This is a genomic window from Paenibacillus sp. (assembly GCF_031177825.1).
GTDB lineage: Bacteria > Bacillota > Bacilli > Paenibacillales > YIM-B00363 > Paenibacillus_AE.
This window is the reverse complement of record NZ_JAPSKE010000015.1, coordinates 1-17,345: the sequence shown is the minus strand read 5'-3', so window position 1 is coordinate 17,345 and position 17,345 is coordinate 1. Positions and strand designations below refer to the sequence as shown.

Annotated in this window: 15 protein-coding genes, 1 tRNA gene and 1 rRNA gene; 14 read left to right on the top strand and 3 right to left on the bottom strand. The window is 60.4% G+C overall.

The window, feature by feature from the left end:
- Positions 1–296 precede the first annotated feature (296 nt).
- A complete protein-coding gene (locus RIN49_RS17345; protein ID WP_309121415.1) occupies positions 297–2,000 on the bottom strand; it encodes a methyl-accepting chemotaxis protein in 1,704 nt (567 codons plus the stop codon).
- A 240-nt stretch (positions 2,001–2,240) separates the two neighbouring features.
- Here RIN49_RS17345 and RIN49_RS17340 point away from each other — a divergent pair, with 240 nt between their 5' ends.
- The 6 genes from RIN49_RS17340 (at position 2,241) to RIN49_RS17315 (ending at position 9,016) form a co-directional block, all read left to right on the top strand.
- Positions 2,241–3,275 carry a PstS family phosphate ABC transporter substrate-binding protein gene (locus tag RIN49_RS17340; protein ID WP_309121414.1) on the top strand — a complete coding sequence of 345 codons (1,035 nt, stop codon included), beginning with the start codon at positions 2,241–2,243 and terminating at the stop codon, positions 3,273–3,275.
- Positions 3,276–3,408: 133 nt separating this feature from the next.
- Positions 3,409–4,326 (top strand): phosphate ABC transporter permease subunit PstC, encoded by a 918-nt coding sequence (gene pstC / locus RIN49_RS17335; protein ID WP_309121413.1) that lies wholly within the window; start codon positions 3,409–3,411, stop codon positions 4,324–4,326.
- 1 nt (position 4,327) lies between these two features.
- The gene (gene pstA, locus RIN49_RS17330) at positions 4,328–5,197 is read left to right on the top strand and encodes a phosphate ABC transporter permease PstA (RefSeq protein ID WP_309121412.1); all 870 of its coding nucleotides are present in this window, start codon (positions 4,328–4,330) and stop codon (positions 5,195–5,197) included.
- A gap of 29 nt (positions 5,198–5,226) precedes the next feature.
- Positions 5,227–5,988, top strand: coding sequence for a phosphate ABC transporter ATP-binding protein PstB (gene pstB, locus RIN49_RS17325; RefSeq protein ID WP_309121411.1), 762 nt, complete (start codon positions 5,227–5,229; stop codon positions 5,986–5,988).
- A gap of 48 nt (positions 5,989–6,036) precedes the next feature.
- Positions 6,037–6,699: a phosphate signaling complex protein PhoU gene (gene phoU, locus RIN49_RS17320; RefSeq protein WP_309121410.1), complete on the top strand. Its 663-nt coding sequence runs from the start codon at positions 6,037–6,039 to the stop codon at positions 6,697–6,699.
- A gap of 34 nt (positions 6,700–6,733) precedes the next feature.
- On the top strand, positions 6,734–9,016 hold the full coding sequence (locus RIN49_RS17315; RefSeq protein WP_309121409.1) for a GGDEF domain-containing protein: 2,283 nt from the start codon (positions 6,734–6,736) through the stop codon (positions 9,014–9,016).
- On the opposite strand, the gene RIN49_RS17310 is transcribed toward RIN49_RS17315, so the two are convergent.
- Positions 8,949–9,713 carry an HAD family hydrolase gene (locus RIN49_RS17310; protein ID WP_309121408.1) on the bottom strand — a complete coding sequence of 255 codons (765 nt, stop codon included), beginning with the start codon at positions 9,711–9,713 and terminating at the stop codon, positions 8,949–8,951. The genes RIN49_RS17315 and RIN49_RS17310 overlap by 68 nt on opposite strands.
- A 93-nt stretch (positions 9,714–9,806) precedes the next feature.
- On the opposite strand from RIN49_RS17310, the gene polA reads away from it, so the two are divergent.
- From polA to RIN49_RS17285, 5 genes are all read left to right on the top strand, one after another.
- Complete coding sequence (gene polA, locus RIN49_RS17305; protein ID WP_309121407.1) at positions 9,807–12,458, top strand: DNA polymerase I; 2,652 nt, start codon at positions 9,807–9,809, stop codon at positions 12,456–12,458.
- 52 nt (positions 12,459–12,510) lie between these two features.
- Complete coding sequence (mutM, locus tag RIN49_RS17300) at positions 12,511–13,383, top strand: DNA-formamidopyrimidine glycosylase (RefSeq protein WP_309121406.1); 873 nt, start codon at positions 12,511–12,513, stop codon at positions 13,381–13,383.
- 62 nt (positions 13,384–13,445) lie between these two features.
- Positions 13,446–14,126: a sporulation membrane protein YtaF gene (gene ytaF / locus RIN49_RS17295; RefSeq protein ID WP_309121405.1), complete on the top strand. Its 681-nt coding sequence runs from the start codon at positions 13,446–13,448 to the stop codon at positions 14,124–14,126.
- A gap of 13 nt (positions 14,127–14,139) precedes the next feature.
- Positions 14,140–14,745 carry a dephospho-CoA kinase gene (gene coaE / locus RIN49_RS17290; protein WP_309121404.1) on the top strand — a complete coding sequence of 202 codons (606 nt, stop codon included), beginning with the start codon at positions 14,140–14,142 and terminating at the stop codon, positions 14,743–14,745.
- Complete coding sequence (locus tag RIN49_RS17285; RefSeq protein ID WP_309121403.1) at positions 14,745–15,362, top strand: lytic transglycosylase domain-containing protein; 618 nt, start codon at positions 14,745–14,747, stop codon at positions 15,360–15,362. Before coaE ends, RIN49_RS17285 begins: the two co-directional genes overlap by 1 nt.
- 61 nt (positions 15,363–15,423) lie before the next feature.
- Here the strand turns inward: RIN49_RS17285 and RIN49_RS17280 are convergent, their stop codons facing one another.
- Positions 15,424–15,645, bottom strand: a complete 222-nt coding sequence (locus tag RIN49_RS17280) for an alpha/beta-type small acid-soluble spore protein (protein WP_309121402.1) — start codon at positions 15,643–15,645, stop codon at positions 15,424–15,426.
- 114 nt (positions 15,646–15,759) lie between these two features.
- Between RIN49_RS17280 and nrdR the strand changes: the two genes are divergently transcribed.
- The 3 genes from nrdR to RIN49_RS17265 form a co-directional block, all read left to right on the top strand.
- A complete protein-coding gene (nrdR, locus tag RIN49_RS17275; RefSeq protein ID WP_138198153.1) occupies positions 15,760–16,215 on the top strand; it encodes a transcriptional regulator NrdR in 456 nt (151 codons plus the stop codon).
- Positions 16,216–16,266: 51 nt separating this feature from the next.
- Positions 16,267–16,339 (top strand) — tRNA-Ala (locus RIN49_RS17270).
- Positions 16,340–17,230: 891 nt separating this feature from the next.
- Positions 17,231–17,345: ribosomal RNA gene (locus RIN49_RS17265) — 16S ribosomal RNA — on the top strand; the annotation flags it as partial.

Below are 17,345 nucleotides of genomic sequence, written 5' to 3'. Positions count from 1 at the left end.
TCCGGCCGGTCCTTTCTAACGTAATGTCTTCCGCTCAGGTTCTGAGGCAAGGGGAATCAGGTTAGAAAGAAGCCGTGGACATATAATCGAGGCACCAAGTGTCGCTCTTGGCGGTCCTTTCCAACGTGATGTCGTCTGCTCAGGTCCTGAGGCAAGGGAATCAGGTTAGAAAGGAGTCTCGGACATATAGTCGGGGCACCAGGTGTCGCTCTAGCCGGTCCTTTCTAACGTAATGTCTTCCGCTCAGGTTTTGAGGCAAGGGAATCAGGTTAGAAAAGACTCGCGGACATGCAAGGTCATACTCTGAACTTGTCGATCTCCCCGAACAGCGTCTCCGCAAGCTCGTGCAGCTCGGTCGCCTCCTCGGCGACGCGGCCGACCGCTTCGTCCTGCATCGCGGCCGCGGAGGCTGTCTCCTCTACGCCGGCGGCGGTCTGCTGCGCGACCGAGGCGACGACGTGGACCGAGCCGACCAACTCCGCTTGCTTCCGCTTCGCCTCGTTCACCCGTTCGCCGATCCGCCGGGTCTCCGCTTCGAAGACGCCGAGGATGCGGACGATCCCCTCGAACGCCGCGCCCGCGTCGGATACGGCGCGCCGCTGATCCGCGAAGCTGTCGGCGGTGGACGCGAGCGACCGCGCGGCTTCCTGCATGCCGCTCTGCAGCGGCGACAGCATGTCGTCGATGCGGCGGGACGCCTCGGTCGCCTGCAGCGACAGCAGGCGAACCTCCTCGGCGATGACCGAGAAGCCGCGGCCGTGCTCCCCGGCGCGCGCCGCTTCGATGGAGGCGTTCAGCGCCAAGATGTTCGTCTGCTGCGAGATGTCGTGGATCGCGTTCGTCATGCCGAAGATGTCGGCCGCGCGCGATTCGAGCGCCGTGAGCGCGGCCGACATGTCGCGGAGCGCTTCCCCCGTCCGCTCCGAACGCGCCTCGAGCTCCCGCACCGTCGTCTCTCCGTCTCGCAAAGACGTCTTGGCGCGATCGCTTGCGTCCGTCAACACGCTCGTCGCGGACAAGACGCCGTCCATTCGCTCCTCCAACTCCGAAATCGCCGCTACGCCCTGCTCGGTCTGCTCCGCCTGCTTCGCGGAGCCGGCCGAGATTTCCTCCATCGCCCGTACGATCGAAGCGTTAGCGTCCTTCGTCGAGCCGGCGACGTCGCGTAGGCGCGCGCTGTGCGCTTGCAGCGCTTCGGCGATGCCCTTCGTCCGCGCGAGCATGCCGCGAACCGCGGCGACGCTCGCGTCGAAGTCGTCGCTCAGCGCCCCGAGCTCGTCCTTCGTCGCCGCGGCGATATCCCGGGACAAGTCGCCGGACTTCACCCGCTCGATCCCGAGGCGCAACCGCCTCACGCCGGCGGTCAAGGAGCGGACGACGACGGCGGCGATCGCGGCCGCGACCGCGAAGGCGGCGCCGGTCGATACCAACGCTACGGCGCGAGTGCCTTCGATTAATGCGCTGTATTCCGCTCGAGCTTCCCCTTCCGCCCTTGAGTAATCGTCGTAGAACGATTGAACGAGCTCGAAGATGACTTGTTTATGGATTTGCGACGCATTGAAGGCGGCGGCGATTTTCGGCTGCTTCGCGGCGGCGTCCGTCGACGCGTCGGCCACGATGGCCGCCGACCGTTCGAAGTGATCGACGAACTCTTGAGACACCATGGTCAACCGGGCGCGCCAGTTGCGCTGGTCCCTCGTCTCGGCGGAGGCGCCGACAAGCTCCGTTAAGCGGGTCAGCTCCGGTACCTTTTCCATATACTGCTTCTCCAGCTCCGGCTTGCCCGAGATCATGTACCCGGAAGCGATGGCGTCCATCTGTTCGACCAGGCTCTTGAGCGTAAGAGCGGTCTCCTGCCGCTCCGCCAAGGCGCGGAGCTCGGTGTCCTTCGCGTTCAGCTGTTCCAGTCGAAGCGCGGTAAAGACGGAGACGGCGGTGAATAGGAACAACACGATGGCAAATCCTAACGTCAACTTCAAAGCCAGCGAAAAACGTCTCACTCCGACTTCCTCCCCAATGACGATCGTTTATGTATTCGTACAAATAGAATTGTAGCGAATGCATATTAGAGGAAGATTTACGAAATGTAAACGCAATGTCAAAACGAGTCGAATCGGCCCGGATCCGCTCGATTCGATTTTACAATCGTTTAACAAAACTTCGGAATAGCGTTAACAATGGGGGGTTAGTATTAGGTACAGGAAGTCAAAAACATAACTTATTTCGAGGAGTGGTCTTGAGTGTCGAAAGGTTTGGCGCGGAAAAGTTGGATGTTGCTGCTAGCGGTCGCGTTCGCGTTCGTGGTCGCGGCTTGCGGCAACAACAATGCAGGAGATGACGCAACGCAAGGTTCGGCTCCGGCTGCAACCCCGGCGGAGACGCCTGCGGAGACGCCGGCGACGGAAGCTCCGGCGAACGAGCCGGCGGCGGAAATCAGCGGCGAAATCAAGCTTGACGGTTCCTCTACGGTATATCCGATCGCCCAAGCGGTCGCGGAAGAGTTCATGAATATTCACGGCGGCGTGAACGTGACGGTCGGCTTGTCCGGTTCGTCCAACGGCATCAAGGCGATCATCAACGGCGAAGCGGACATCGCGAACGCATCGCGCTTGATTAAGGATTCGGAAGTCGAGCAAATTAAAGCGAAGGGCGACGACGTCGTCGAAATGCCGGTCGCATACGACGGCATCACGGTCGTCATCCACCCGGAGAACGATTGGGCGACGGAAATGACGGTCGAAGAACTGAAGAAGATTTGGGTGAAAGACAGCACGGTGAAAACGTGGGCCGACGTTCGCGAAGGCTGGCCGAACGAGCCGATCACGTTGTTCGCGCCAGGCGCGGCTTCCGGTACGTTCGAATACTTCACGGAAGCGATCAACGGCGAAGCGAAGGTCGCCCGCGAAGACGTAACGGCTTCGGAAGACGACAACGTATTGGTGCAAGGCGTAGCAGGCGACAAATACGCGATGAGCTACTTCGGTTTCGCATACTACGAAGAGAACATGGACAAATTGAAGGCCGTAGCGGTCAAAGAAAACGCGGACGCGCCGGCGATCCTGCCTTCGCTCGAGACGATCGGCGACTTCTCTTACAAGCCGCTGTCCCGCTTCATCTATATGTACCCGCTCAAGAGCACGTTGGAGCGTCCGGAGATTCAAGAATTCGTTAAGTTCTACATGAGCGAAGAGGGCTCCGCGCTGGCTGGCGAAGTCGGCTACGTGCCGCTCGACCAAGCGACTCGCGACGCGAACCTCGCGCTGCTTCCGCAATAACAGCCGGAATACTCAAGTGAAAACAAGCTATAAATGATAGAAGTAGAAGTGGATAAGCCGTGGCGATAACATGAACCTCATGTTTCGTCACGGTTATCGACTTGTTCGAACGAATTTACGATTGGAGCCAAATATGGAAAATACAAGAGAGAATTCATCCATTACCGGTCGCAGAAGCCTGTTCTCCTCGGATTCCATCATGCCGAAGGTGCTGCTCCTGATCGCGGCGATCTCGATTCTTACGACGGTCGGAATCGTGTTCGTATTGCTTGAGGAGTCGTTCCAGTTTTTCCGGCAGGTGCCGTTCCTAGAATTCATTACGGGCACGAAGTGGACGCCGCTCTTCTCCGATCCGCATTACGGCGTGCTGCCGCTAGTGACGGGGACGATGGTCATTACGGTCATCGCCAGCATCGTGGCGCTGCCGCTCGGGCTCGGCAGCGCGATTTATTTGAGCGAGTACGCGCCCGATCGGGTGCGCGCGATCTTGAAGCCTGTGCTTGAAATTCTGGCGGGCATTCCTACGATCGTCTACGGCTTCTTCGCACTTACGTTCGTGACGCCGATTATCCAACAGCTGCTGCCCCAAACGAAAGTGTTTAACGCCCTTAGCGCCGGCATCGTCGTCGGCATTATGATCATTCCGATGATCTCGTCGCTCAGCGAGGACGCGATGAGCGCCGTTCCGAACAGCCTGCGCAACGCGGCCTACGCGTTAGGCGCGACGAGGCTCGAGGTGGCGCTGCAGATCGTCGTGCCCGCCGCGTTTTCCGGAATCGTCGCCTCCTTCGTGCTCGGACTGTCCCGCGCGGTCGGCGAAACGATGATCGTCACGCTCGCCGCCGGAGCGCTGCCCAGCATGTCCATCAATCCGCTGCAGAGCGTGCAGACGCTGACCGCTTATATCGTATCCGTCTCCAGCGGCGATACGACGTTCGGCAGCGCGCAATATTTAACGATGTATTCCGTCGGCTTCATTCTGTTCGTCATTACATTGATCATGAATATATTGGCAGGCTACATCTCTAGAAAATTCAGGGAGGAATACTAAGATGGCGCGTACGAAAGAAGAGCTTCGGATCGCCAGCCGGAAGCGGAAAAACGCCATATTCCACGGGCTGTTCTTCGCCTCCACCCTGATCGGGGTCGTAGCTCTCGTCTTGCTTATATATCAAGTCGTCTCCCAAGGGATCGGATGGCTTAATTGGGATTTCCTCACGAACAACTCCTCCCGCAGGCCGGAGCGGTCCGGCATCTATACGGCGCTCATCGGCACGCTGTGGCTCATGGCGATCGTAGCGCCGTTGACGTTCGTGATCGGCGTAGGGACCGCGATTTACTTGGAGGAATACGCGAAGGACACGAAAATATCGCGAATCATCCAGACGAACATCGCGAATTTGGCGGGCGTGCCGTCGATCGTCTACGGCATTCTCGGCTTGACCATCTTCGTCCGCATCTTCGCCTTCGGTCAGAGCATCCTCTCCGGCGCGCTGACGATGACGCTGCTTGTGCTGCCGGTCATCATCGTCGCGGCGCAGGAAGCGATCAAGGCGGTGCCCGGCAGTCTCCGGCACGCGTCGTTCGCCCTCGGGGCGAATCGATGGCAGACGATCGTTCGCGTCGTGCTTCCGTCGTCGATGCCCGGCATATTGACCGGCTCGATCTTATCGTTGTCCCGCGCGATCGGGGAGACCGCGCCGCTCATCGTCGTCGGCGCGGCGGCGTTCATCGTTCGTCCGCCGGAGCATCTGCTGTCGCAGTTCACGGTGCTCCCGATCCAAATTTATACGTGGTCGAGCCAGCCGCAAGCCGAGTTCCAGAACATCTCCGCGGCCGCGATTCTCGTACTGCTCGTGATCCTGCTCGGCATGAACGCCGCGGCGATCATCCTGCGCAACAAATTTCAAAAGAGACTGTAAATGCCTGATTCAATAGGAGGGTCACATCCTTGAGCGCAAACTCGATCGTAAACATTTCGAATCTGGATTTATACTATACGAATTTCCATGCGTTGAAGTCGGTAGAGATGCACATTCAGCCGAAGTCGGTGACCGCGTTCATCGGTCCGTCGGGCTGCGGCAAGTCGACGCTGCTCCGTACGCTGAACCGGATGAACGACATGATCAAGGGCGTCCGCATTTCCGGCCGGCTCGAAATCGACGGCACCGACATCTACCATCCGGCGGTGAACGTCGAGCTGCTTCGGAAAAAAATCGGCATGGTGTTTCAACAGCCGAATCCGTTCCCGAAGTCGATCTACGATAACATCGCCTACGGTCCTCGGATTCACGGCGTAACCAAGAAGGCGGAGCTCGACGACATCGTCGAACGCAGCCTTCGCGGCGCGGCGCTCTGGGACGAAGTCAAGGCGAATCTGAAGAAGAGCGCGTACGGTCTGTCCGGCGGTCAGCAGCAGCGGCTCTGCATCGCGCGGGCGCTCGCCGTCGGTCCGGAAATTTTGCTGATGGACGAACCGACGTCGGCGCTCGACCCGATCTCGACGCTGAAGATCGAAGAGCTGATCCAAGAGTTGAAGGATCAATACACGATTATCATCGTGACGCATAACATGCAGCAGGCCGCGCGCGTGTCCAACGATACGGCGTTCTTCCTGAACGGCGAGGTCGTCGAGTTCAACGAGACGGTGAAGCTGTTCTCCAACCCGCGGGACCAGCGCACGGAGGATTACATCAGCGGCCGCTTCGGGTAGGCGGGCGCAAGAGGCTTTTCATTTTCGGATAAAGGGGTTTGAACCTACATGGCGTTACAACGGCAACAATTCGACGCAGCGCTTCAGGAGCTCCGCAAAGCTCTGATCGATATGGGGGAAAAGGTGGAAACGGCGATCCTCAATTCCGTCATCGCGCTTCGGGACAACGACCTGAAGATGGCGGAGGACGTCATCGCGAACGATAAGGCGGTCAACGAAGCCGAGGAAAAAATCATCGAGATGGGGACGAACCTGATCGCCCTGCAGCAGCCCGTGGCCAAGGATTTGCGCCGCGTGCTCGTCGCGTTCCGCATGGCGACCGATCTCGAGCGGATGGCGGACCTCGCCGTCGACATCGCGAAGGTCGTCCGCCGCATTAACGGCGAACCGCTCATGAAGCCGCTCGTCGACATTCCGCGCATGACGGAAATCGTGCAGACGATGACGAACGACTGCTTGCGCGCCTACACCGAGGAGAACGTCGATCTGGCGTACCGCATGGCGAAGATGGACGACGACGTCGACCATCTGAACAGCCAAATTCTTCGCGAGCTGATGGGGCTGATGGCGGACAATCCGAAGACGATCAACCAAGCGATGCTCCTCTGCTTCGTGAGCCGCCATCTCGAGCGAATGGCCGACCATGCGACGAATATCGGGGAAAGCGTCGTATACCTCGTCATGGGCAAGCGTCCGGATTTGAACCAGTAACGCGGCAGCTTTAACATCGGGGGAGAGGGCCCACTTGATTCATCTAGCGTCCTTGCAGGTGCGCTTGTTGCAGACGATCACGTCTCGGTTGTCGAAAGGCGCGGTCGGATTGATTTACCTTGACGTCTCGACGCTCGAGCGGATCGAAGGCAGACACGGCCGCGCCTGCGCGGAGGAGCTGCTGCTCTTCGTGCGCCGGCGGATCGACGAGCTCCGCTCGACGTTCCCGAACGTGCTCGATCAGAAGCGGTTCGGCGACGACTTCTTCCTGTACGTCGCGCTCGGCGACGTGCCGGCGCATCATGCGTACGCCGAGCTCGAACGGATAGCCGAAGCGCTGCGCGACGACTTGGAAGGGACGATCCGGCAGGACCGCCCCGAGGCGGCCGAGGCGCGGATCGACTTCGGCTGCGCGCTGCTCCGCGAATCGGAGGAGCGGGAGCTCGAAGCGGTCATGTACACGGCGATGAAGCAGGCGATTCGGCATGCGAGGGAGCGAACCGTCGATCCGGAGCGCATCACGCATATGCAGGAGTTTTATTCGATCCTGGAAAGCCGTCATGTGGCGTCCGTCTACCAGCCGATCGTCTCGATCGAGGGGGGCGAGGTGTTCGGGTACGAGGCGCTGAGCCGAGGCCCGGCCGCTTCCCCGCTCCATTCGCCGGTGAAGCTGTTCGAGCTGGCGGAGCGGGCGGACAAGCTGTACGCGCTCGATAAGCTGACGCGAGAGCAGGCGATTCTCGGCATCGACGGCTTGGAACGGCATCAACGCATCTTCCTGAATATTCCGGCCCAAATTTTGCACGATCCGGATTTTTCCCCGGGCCAGACGCTCGCGCTGCTGCAGCGGCGGGGGCTTACGCCGAACAACGTCGTGCTCGAAATTACGGAGCGCAGCTCCATCGAGGATTTCTCCACCGCGAAGAAGGTGATCGAGCACTACCGGAGTCAAGGGTACCGGATCGCGATCGACGACGCGGGCGCCGGCTATTCGTCCCTGCAAGCGATCGCGGAAATTCAGCCGGACTACATTAAGGTGGACCGATCGCTCGTGCAGGGCATCCACCGGGACAAGGTGAAGGAATACATATTGGAGACGTTCGTCTGGTTCGCGAAGCGGCTCAACATCAAGGTGATCGCCGAAGGGATCGAGGAAGCGGAGGAGCTGGAGAAGCTTATTCGCCTGGGCGTTCATTACGCGCAAGGCTATTACCTAGGGCGCCCGGACGCGGCGCTGAAGCCGGTGTCGCCCGAGGCGAAGGCGACGATCTACGCGGCGACCCGCCTCGCGGGAATCGCGGGCCTGCGGACCGTCGGAGACGTCGCGGCGACGGCGAAGACGTTCCAGGCGGACGATCCGGTGTCCTTCGCGGCGACGTACTTCCGCGATCATCCGGATCAGTTCGGGGCGGTCGTCGTGGAGGGCTCGCGTCCCGTCGGGCTGCTGATGCGGGACGAGCTGTTCCGCAAGCTGTCCGTCCAGTACGGCATCTCCTTGTTCTGGTCGAAGCCCGTGAAGGTGGTCGCCGACTTGAGTCCGTTGACGGTCGACGTCGACACGCCGCTCGAGACGGTGTCTTCGCTGGCGACGATGCGGGAATCGGGCAAGCTGTACGACCTCGTCGTCGTGACGGAGCGCGGCGAGCTCGCGGGCGTCGTGACGGTGCGGGACATCCTCGAGCATATGACGAGCATCCGCATGGAGCACGCGAGGGTGGCGAATCCGCTTACCGGACTGCCCGGCAACATGCAAATCCAGCGCGAGCTGCAGCGGCGGGTCATGGAGGGGGAACCGTTCTCCGTCTTGTACGTCGATATCGACTTCTTCAAGTGGTTCAACGACCTGTACGGCTTCCAACGGGGAGACGAGGCGATCCAGCTGACGGCGGACGTCATCCGCCGATCGGTCGCCGTCTGCGGCCGCCCGCGCGACTTCGTCGGCCATATCGGCGGCGACGACTTCATCGTCATCACCGGCGCGAATGCGCCGGAGACGGTCGCCGAGGAGATCATCCGGCGGTTTCAGCTGGGAATCGACGCATTCTACGACGGTCAGCCGCAAGGGACGACGGTGCAGGACCGGTACGGCCGCACGCGCGACGTCGAAGCTTTAAGCGTCTCGATCGCCCTCGTCCGCGTGGAAGATCCGTCGCGCGCGTCGGCGGACGCGATCTCGCGCACGGCCGCGGATTGCAAGCGGCAGGCGAAGGCGAAGGACGGCAACGCCGTCGCTTCCGCCGCGATCGCCGCTATGCATCCTTTGGGCCTGTCGGATCCGTCCGTCCCGCCGGGCGGATCAGCCGCGGCAGCGCCGTAATCGACGGCGCGATGCGAAGCTGCCGGCCGAGCGCCGACCGCGGCGACGCCGGACTCGCGTTCGACGAGCGGATCCATACCGCCTGCCAGCCGGACCGCATCGCGCCGACGACGTCGCGGCGGTACGAATCGCCGACCATGACGCAGTGCCGGGGCGGCGTCCCGAGCGCCGCGGCGACGGCGCGAAACAGGCGCTGTTCCGGCTTCTTCATGCCAGCCGGCGCGGCGAAGACGTCCGTCTCCTGCACGAACCGGTGCAGCTTCAGCCGCAGCCACAGCTCCTTGGCGGTCGCCGCGTCCAGGTTCGTGAGGATGGCCAGCCGATAGCGTCCGGAGAGCTGCCGCAGCGTCTCCTCCGCGCCCGAGACGAACGCCGCCTTCCGCGGCTGCAGCCGCCGCGCTTCTTTCGCGATATGCCGCGCCGTCCGCTCGCTAGATTCGGTCTGCAGCACGGCGACCGCGTCGCGAATGCCGGCGGTTTTGCTCTTCCCCCGGCTTCTGGACTTCTTATAATGTAGCAACGCCTCTTCGATCAACGCTTCGGCCGCGCCTTCGTCGCCCCATCGTCCGACCCACTCTCCCATCGCCTCGCGCAGCGCGGCCTCGTACGCCGCGTTCCAAGCCACCAGCGTCCCGCTCAGGTCGAAGCATACGACGGCGGCCGCGCGCCGCGCGCCTTCCTTGCGCACCGGCACCATTCGATCCCCTCCTTCGTCTTGTTCTAAAATTATGCATCCCATTTCGCGCTATGCTATGATGAAGCTAGTTTCGAACACATTGAGGTGTTTTCCGTGGCCAAGTGTTTATTGATCGACGGCAACAGCATTATTAACCGCGCGTTCTACGCGCTGCCGCCGCTGACGAACGGAGCCGGTCTCCATACGAACGCGGTGTACGGCTTCACCACGATGCTGCTGCGCATCATCGAAGAGGAGAAGCCGACCCATCTGCTTGTCGCGTTCGACGCGGGCAAGCGCACGTTCCGGCATGAGGAGTACGGCGACTACAAGGGCGGACGTTCGAAGACGCCGTCGGAGCTGTCCGAGCAGTTCCCGCTGCTGAAGGAACTGCTGCAGGCTATGAACGTGAAGCAATTCGAAATCGAGGGTTACGAAGCGGACGACATCATCGGGACGCTCACGAAGCGCGCGGACGAGGAAGGCATCGAGACGATCGTCGTGTCCGGCGACAAGGACATGCTGCAGCTCGCCTCCGATCGCGTGCGCATCGCGCTGACCCGCAAGGGCATCAGCGAGACGGAGATGTACGACCCGGCATACATCCATGAAAAATATCAATTGACGCCGCGGCAAATCATCGACCTGAAGGGACTTATGGGCGACGCGAGCGATAACATTCCCGGCGTTCCCGGCGTCGGCGAGAAGACGGCGCTGAAGCTGCTTCATCAATTCGGCTCGGTCGAAGGCGTGCTGGAGCACGTCGAAGAGATCAAAGGCAAGATGAAGGAGACGATTAAGGAGCATGCGGACAGCGCCCGCATGAGCAAGGACATCGCGACGATCTTCCGCGAAGTGCCGTATGACGCCGGCTGGGACGAGCTGGCGTTCGAGGGCTTCGACGCGAACGGCATGCGGACGATGTTCCAGAAGCTCGAGTTCAAGTCGCTGCTGGAGCGCCTCGCGATCGGCGGAGGCGACGCCGCTGCCGCGGCGTCCGAGGCGGCCGCCATTCAGGTGACGACGGTCGACCCGTCGACCGTCGACGCCCTCGTCGCGGCGCTTCCGGACGTTCGAGGCGTGCATGTCGAATCGATCGGCGAAAATCCGCACGGCGCGGAAGTGCTCGGTCTCGCCCTCTACGCCGACGAGGAGCGGACGTATTTCGCGCCGATCTCCTTCCTCGTCCATGACGAGGCGGCGGCCCCGCTCCGTTCCTGGCTCGCGGACGCGAACGCGCGCAAGACGATCCACGACGCGCATAAGGCGGAGCTCGCGCTCGCCTGGCAAGGCCTCGAGCTGCGCGGCGTCGCATTCGATACGATTCTCGCGGCGTATTTGCTCGATCCGACGGAATCGAGCCACGCCCTAAGCGACATCGCGGGGAAGGACGGCATCGCGGTTCCTTCCGACGACGACGTGTTCGGCAAGGGCGCGAAGTTTAAGCTGCCCGAGCCGGAGAAAATCGCGGAGCATCTCGGCCGCAAGGCGCGGGCGGTGGCGGAGCTCGCCGAGCGGCAGCGCAAGAAGCTGACCGAACACGAGATGGAGCCGCTCATGTACGAGCTGGAGCTGCCGCTGTCGTTCGTGCTCGCGCGCATGGAACTGCAAGGGGTCAAGGTCGACGTTGACGAGCTGAAGCGGTACGGCGTCGAATTGACCGAAGCGCTCGACAAGCTGGTCGCGACGATATACGAGCAGGCCGGCACGGAGTTCAACCTGAACTCGACGAAGCAGCTCGGGGAAATCCTCTTCGAAAAATTGGGGTTGCCGCCGGTGAAGAAGACGAAGACAGGCTACTCGACGGACGCGGAGGTGCTGGAGAAGCTGGCGCCGTACCACGAGATCGTCAGCAACCTGCTTCACTATCGCACGCTCTCGAAGCTGCAGTCGACGTACGTGGAAGGGCTGCAGAAGGAAGTGCGATCGACCGGCAAAATTCATACGTATTACCGTCAGACGATCGCGGCGACGGGTCGGCTCAGCAGCCAGTTCCCGAACCTGCAGAACATCCCGATCCGCACCGAGGAAGGCCGCAAGCTGCGCAAGATGTTCGTGCCCTCCGAGCCGGGCTGGCGTATTCTCGCGGCCGACTACTCGCAGATCGAGCTGCGCGTCCTCGCGCACATCTCGGGCGACGAGCGGATGAAGGAAGCGTTCCGGAACGACATGGACATCCATACGAAGACGGCGATGGACGTGTTCGGCGTGAGCGCGGACGCGGTCGACGCGAATATGCGCCGACAGGCGAAGGCCGTCAACTTCGGCATCGTCTACGGCATCAGCGACTTCGGCTTGTCCAACAACCTCGGGATCAACCGCAAGGACGCGGCGCAGTTCATCGAGCAATACTTGGACGTGTTCAGCGGGGTAAGGCGGTTCATGGACGACATTAAGAAGCAGGCGCGCAAGGATGGGTACGTTACTACGCTGCTGAATCGCCGCCGGTATTTGCCGGAAATTCACGCTTCGAACTTCAACATCCGCTCGTTCGCCGAGCGGACGGCGATGAATACGCCGATCCAAGGCACGGCCGCGGACATCATCAAGCTGGCGATGGTGCGGCTCGACGAGCGGATGCGCGAAGCGGGCGTGAAGAGCCGCATGCTGCTTCAGGTGCATGACGAATTGGTGTTCGAGGTGCCGACGGAGGAGCTCGAGACGATGCGCGCCATGGTGCGGGAGACGATGGAGAACGCGCTCGCGCTCGACGTGCCGCTTAAGGTCGAGGTCAGCGAAGGCAGCAATTGGTACGAGGCGAAATAGAGGCTAACAGCCCTCTCATGCGGTATAATCGGGGTATTGAGGTGATAGAGCGATGCCTGAATTACCCGAGGTAGAAACCGTCCGAAGAACGCTGCAGCGTCTCGTGGCGGGCAAGACGATCGAGTCGGTCGACGTTCGGCTGCCGCGCATTATTCGCCGTCCGGCGGAGCCCGAGGCGTTCGCGAGAGCGCTCGAAGGGCTGACGATCCGCGGCGTCGAACGGCGAGGCAAATTTCTGAAATTCGATCTAGGCGAAGTATTGCTCCTCTCCCACCTGCGCATGGAAGGCCGCTACGGCTTGTACGACGCGAAGGACGAAACGGAGCTTCATACGCACGTCATCTTCCGATTCACGGACGGCACGGAGCTGCGATACCGCGACGTTCGGCAGTTCGGCACGATGGACTTGTACAAGCCGGGCGAGGAGACGCGGGAAGGACCGTTGTCGAAGCTCGGGCTCGAGCCGCTCGACGAGACGTTCACGCTGTCCGCGTTCCGGGCGGCGCTCGGCGCGAAGAAGACGAAAATCAAGCCGCTGCTGCTGAACCAAGAAGTCGTGGTCGGCATCGGCAACATCTACGTCGACGAAGCGCTGCACGCCGCCGGCATCCATCCCGAGCGGCCGGCCGACGGGCTCTCCCGCGCGGAGCTCGCGCGGCTGCACGATACAATCGTGGCGACGTTATCCGCGTCGGTCGAGGCGGGCGGCTCGTCCGTCAAGTCGTACGTGAACGGCCAGGGCGAGCAAGGGGCTTATCAGTTCAGCCTGCGCGCCTACGGGCGGGAAGGCGAACCGTGTCCGGCCGGCTGCGGCGGCGTCATCGAGAAGTTCGTCGTCGGCGGCCGCGGCACGCATATTTGTCCGCGGTGCCAACCGAAGAAGCGAAGCCGCGCGAAGCCGGGCCGGGGGCCGAAGCACACCTGACGGCGTCTCTCCATATAGTGAAGGTATCCAACATAGGCGGATGCCTTCGGGAGGGATCGAACGTGGTAGCCTTTGGGTCGATGCTTGCGCTGGCGCTGGCCGTCAGCTTGGACGGCTTGAGCGCCGGCATGATGTACGGAATTCGGAAGATCCGCATTCCGGCGTATTCCATAGGAATCGTATCGTTGTTATCGGCGTTCGTCTTGTTCGGGTCGATGGCGGTCGGCGGCTTGTTCGTGGAGTGGCTGCCGGAACGGGCGGCGCGTTGGACGGGGGCGGCCATCCTGATCGCGATCGGCGTGTGGGCGATCGTGCAGATGTTGTTGACGTCGCGCCGGGAATCCGCGTCCGACGCCGACCAACTGGCTTCGGCCGGTGCGGGCGAGCCGGCAGAAGCCGAAAAGACGCTGCTGCAGTGGGAAATTCGTCAGCTCGGGCTCATTATTCGCATTTGGCGCACGCCGTCGATGGCGGACATGGACCGTTCGGGCGTGATCACCGCTTCCGAGGCGGTGCTGCTCGGCATCGCGCTGTCGCTCGACAGCCTCGGCGCGGGCGTCGGCGCGGCCTTGATCGGGTTTCCGCCGGTGGCGACCTCGCTGATGATCGGCGCCGCATGCGGCGCGTGCATCGCGATCGGCGTCAAGCTGGGCTTTCTGCTCTCCGGCTGGCGATGGATCGGCAAGCTGACGCTGCTGCCGGGCTGCATCTTGATCGTGATGGGATTCATGAAATTAATGTAGAGGGGAAATTCGGTTGAACGTCGGACTTACAGGCGGCATCGCCTGCGGCAAATCGAGGGTATCCCGGATGCTGGAAGCGCGCGGCGCAGCCATCGTGGACGCGGACCGGATCGCTCGCGAGGTCGTGCTCCCCGGGCGGCCGGCGCTTCTCGACATCCGAGAGACGTTCGGCGAAGACGTGATCGCGCCGGACGGAACGCTGGATCGCAAGCGCCTCGGCTCGATCGTGTTCGGCGACGAGTCGGCGCGGCGGAAGCTCGAAGCGATCACCCATCCGCGCATTCGCGCGGAGATGGCCAGGCAGATGTCGGAATGGAACGAGAAGGAGCCCGATCGGCTCGTCGTCGCCGACATTCCGTTGTTGTACGAGTCCGGGTTGGACAAGCTCTACGCGTTCGAAGACGTGCTCGTCGTGTATGTGCCGCGCGAAGTGCAGCTCGAGCGCCTCATGGCGCGGGACGGGATGTCGCGGGAGGACGCGGAACGACGCATCGACGCCCAGATGCCGATCGAGGAGAAGCGGAAGCGAGCCGACGTCGTGATCGACAACAGCGGCTCGCTCGCCGAGACGGAGCGGCAGGTCGAAGCGTACGTCGCCGGGAAGACGGGTTCGACGTAATGGTCGGAACGAGCGAACGGGCGTGGTACCGCAGGAAGAGGTTATACGCGGTTTTATTGCTTTTGATTTTGCTGGTGTTATACTTCGACCGGGCGCTGCTCGGGAAGTGGATGTATCCGCTTCAATACGAAGCGCAGATCGTGGAGCAATCGCAGACGTACGGCGTGGATCCGTACTTGATCGCTTCGATCATCCGCGTGGAGAGCAACTTCCGCCCGACCAAGACGTCGCCCAAGGGCGCGATCGGACTCATGCAGCTGATGCCGCCGACGGCCGAATGGATCGCGAAGCAGGAAGGGGACGAGCCCGCGGAACCGGAACGGCTGCAGGATGCGGAGCGGAATATCCGGTACGGGACATGGTACGTGCGGTCGCTGCAGCAGCAGTTCGCGTCGAACGGCGAAGCGAAGCGCGACGCGATCGCGCGCGTCGCGGCGGCGTATAACGCCGGACCGGGCAACGTCGAGCGGTGGCTGTCCGAAGGACGATGGGACGGCACGTTGGATCGAGCCGACGATATTCCGTTCGGCGAGACGAGACACTACGTCCATCGAGTGTATTATTATTATGTAAAGTACGAGCAGACGTATCCGGAACTGACGTCGAACCCAAAATAAAAACATCGGAAAGGCTGCGCGGTATCCCGCGCAACCTCCCGATGTTTCATGAAGCGAAAGATTACTTGAATTGGCCGGCAAGTTGCTGCTCGGCGATTTGCACCAGGCGGCGAGTGATGTGACCACCGATCGCACCCGTGTCGCGAGTAGCCATGTGACCGTAGTAGCCGTCATTCGGGATTTGAATGCCCAGCTCCTGCGCTACTTCGAACTTCAGTTGCTCCAGCGCTTGGTTCGCTTGAGGGACGACCAAGTCGTTCGAGCTTTGAGAACCTGTACCCATGTGTTTCACCTCCTCGTCGTTGGTGATAGTATTATGTGCGCTTCTCTAAAGTTCAAAACAGGGATTGTATGGTAAAATCGATTCATAGGTTGAAGCGGAAGGAGCGACTTGGTTGTGAGATGTCCATACTGCGATCATGACGGAACGAAGGTGCTCGACTCTCGTCCCGTGAACGATAACAAATCGATCCGCCGCCGCAGAGAATGCGAGCGATGCGCGCGCCGCTTCACCACGTTCGAAACGGTGGAGGAAGCGCCGCTGATGATCGTCAAGAAGGACGGCAGCCGGGAAGAGTTCAGCCGCGAGAAGCTGCTTCGAGGCCTCGTCCGGGCGTGCGAGAAGCGCCCTGTATCGGTCGAACGGCTGGAGCAGATCGTCGACGAGGTGGAGCGGGAGCTTCGCCAGACGGCCAGCACCGAGATCGAGAGCCGCGACATCGGGGAGTTGATGATGGGGCAGCTGTACAAGGTGGACGAGGTCGCTTACGTCCGCTTCGCCTCCGTGTACCGCCAGTTCAAGGACATCGACATGTTTATGAAGGAGCTTTCGACGCTGCTGAACAAGACGTAATCCTGCATTGACAGAGCCCGCCGAGCGTGATATTATTGATTTTGTCGTTTCGGGCTCTTAGCTCAGCTGGGAGAGCGCGTCGCTGGCAGCGACGAGGTCAGGGGTTCGATCCCCCTAGAGTCCATATAGATTTTAAGTGGGAAAAGCCTTGATTCATAAGGCTTTTTTTGCTGTATGGGGAAGATATGATTTGATCTTGACCACAAGATGTATTTTCGAAAACGAAAAATACACCGCCTTAAACGGCAACAGATTATACAATCACCTTTAACTGGAATGATTACCAAACACATAGTGCATACTGTAACATGTTAGGGATCTGCACTTGGCATTGTTATATATGGGTTCCATGCGTGGCAGGAAGATATTTTCAAACGGAAAGGTACTTAACTAAGTGAAGCGAGACGGCTTGTCTCTACAGCTCATGCGCTTGATATAATTGCGGGAAACCGCCGCAAGAATCGACATTTACTAACATGACCAGAAACCACAAAGCACCCGTAACAGGGTGCTTTTTTCTTTGCGCCAGTGCAAATACAAGCCATGAAGAACAAAAACTATGCAAAACATTGCCGTTTGGCAAGCTGTTTGTCGCACCCTGCACAGAAATTGATGGGGCTCTATTATGGTGACACTTCTAGTCATGGGGGCTGTTAACTCGCATTGGGAGAGCATTGTTGAAATGCGAAACCCGTTGCCCTGCAAGGAGCTTTGGCTTTTTTTTCTAACCCGAACGGGAGGATGGAAATGTGGATTTATGTTTTGGGATGGCAGGAAATTCCACTTGATTATGTTTATTAAACAGGGTATATTAGTCATCCGGCTGTCTTTAGAAAAAGAAACAGCCGATTGGTAGAAATTAGTTCTTGCTCTTGCAATGAGATTTGTATTAATATAATATCTCGGCCGTGAAAAACGTGTCCGGACAAGCAAGAAAGCTTGCACCTTGAAAACCGAACATGAGCGATATACGCGTAAGTAAGACCAGCAGTGAACGAGTTCAGTTGAACTACCCTTTTTGGAGAGTTTGATCCTGGCTCAGGACGAACGCTGGCGGCGTGCCTAATACATGCAAGTCGAGCGGAGTTGTTCCTTCGGGGACAGCTTAGCGGCGGACGGGTGAGTAACAC